This window comes from Robertmurraya korlensis NBRC 107688 (assembly GCF_001591645.1).
Lineage (GTDB): Bacteria > Bacillota > Bacilli > Bacillales > Cytobacillaceae > Robertmurraya_A.
The window spans coordinates 1-825 of the sequence record NZ_BCVH01000062.1 but is presented as its reverse complement, the minus strand read 5'-3'; the positions used below and the strand labels follow the sequence as shown (position 1 = coordinate 825).

The 825-nt window shown below is 45.6% G+C and carries 7 tRNA genes; all 7 read right to left on the bottom strand.

Features of this window, described 5'->3' with window-relative positions:
• Nucleotide 1 precedes the first annotated feature (1 nt).
• The 7 genes from BKO01S_RS23655 to BKO01S_RS23625 all read right to left on the bottom strand — a co-directional run bounded on the left by BKO01S_RS23655 (nt 2) and on the right by BKO01S_RS23625 (nt 803).
• Nucleotides 2–73, bottom strand: a tRNA-Gln gene (locus BKO01S_RS23655).
• A 63-nt stretch (nt 74–136) separates the two neighbouring features.
• Nucleotides 137–220: transfer RNA gene (locus BKO01S_RS23650), tRNA-Tyr, on the bottom strand.
• 18 nt (nt 221–238) lie between these two features.
• Nucleotides 239–314 (bottom strand) — tRNA-Thr (locus BKO01S_RS23645).
• Between the two features lie 98 nt (nt 315–412).
• Nucleotides 413–485: transfer RNA gene (locus BKO01S_RS23640), tRNA-Val, on the bottom strand.
• 35 nt (nt 486–520) lie between these two features.
• Nucleotides 521–595, bottom strand: a tRNA-Glu gene (locus BKO01S_RS23635).
• Nucleotides 596–619: 24 nt separating this feature from the next.
• A tRNA-Thr gene (locus tag BKO01S_RS23630) sits at nt 620–692 on the bottom strand.
• Between the two features lie 35 nt (nt 693–727).
• Nucleotides 728–803: transfer RNA gene (locus BKO01S_RS23625), tRNA-Asn, on the bottom strand.
• Nucleotides 804–825: the final 22 nt, after the last annotated feature.

The following is an 825-nucleotide window of genomic DNA, read 5'->3' as shown; positions in this document are numbered from 1 at the left end:
ACTGGGCTAGCTGGATTCGAACCAACGCATGACGGAGTCAAAGTCCGTTGCCTTACCGCTTGGCTATAGCCCAATGGTCAAAATAAAAAGGACATCTTTAGCTTGTCCAATCTTTAGACTTACTATGTAAATTAAATGGTGGAGGGGGACGGATTCGAACCGCCGAACCCAAAGGAGCGGATTTACAGTCCGCCGCGTTTAGCCACTTCGCTACCCCTCCATTATTTTAAATGGAGCATGGTGCCGGTGAGAGGACTTGAACCCCCAACCTACTGATTACAAGTCAGTTGCTCTACCAATTGAGCTACGCCGGCAAATAAAAAATATTATATTAAGAGCTATTTTAATTTGCTAATTTTAAGGTTAATTTTTAAAAGAAAACTATTTTTCACGCTAGTGAAAAAAGTTTAAATGGAGGATGACGGGATCGAACCGCCGACCCCCTGCTTGTAAGGCAGGTGCTCTCCCAGCTGAGCTAATCCTCCAAAATGAGATGTTATTTTCACTTTGTGAAAAAACTTGGTGACCCCTACGGGATTCGAACCCGTGTTACCGCCGTGAAAGGGCGGTGTCTTAACCGCTTGACCAAGGGGCCATTCTAGTATTCTATAAAACAAAGAGCTTCCAACCGGATTCGAACCGGTGACCTCTTCCTTACCATGGAAGTGCTCTACCTGCTGAGCTATGGAAGCATCCAAACAGCTCATAAGAGGTTGTCTTATGAAAATGGCTCCACAGGCAGGACTCGAACCTGCGACCGTTCGGTTAACAGCCGAATGCTCTACCAACTGAGCTACTGTGGAACGATAAGAAATATAACCGCCT